Annotated in this window: 1 protein-coding gene; it reads left to right on the forward strand. The window is 40.5% G+C overall.

Annotated features, from left to right (window positions below):
* Positions 1–210, forward strand: a 210-nt coding sequence (locus N7568_RS24890; protein ID WP_261612320.1) for an HNH endonuclease signature motif containing protein, incomplete at its 5' end; no start/stop codon positions are given.
* Between the last annotated feature and the right edge of the window lie 37 nt (positions 211–247).

Here is a 247-nt window from a genome sequence, read left to right on the forward strand (position 1 = left end):
AAACTGGCTGACTTATTTAATGAAACAAGTTTGAACGAAATGAAAAAGGGCAAAGCCCCGATAGTTAGAATGAACGATTCAGCAGGAGCAAGAGTGAAATACGAACTGCATCATAAGGTCGGCTTGGCCGAGGGAGGGGATTTATATAATGCTGACAACATAAATATCGTTACCCCGAAGGCGCATGTTGAAATTCATAAAGGGCTTTGATATGAGATCGATACAGGATATGAGAGAGGAAGATTTT

The sequence above is a fragment of the Paenarthrobacter aurescens genome, from assembly GCF_025421775.1.
GTDB classification, from domain to species: Bacteria; Actinomycetota; Actinomycetes; order Actinomycetales; family Micrococcaceae; genus Arthrobacter; species Arthrobacter aurescens_B.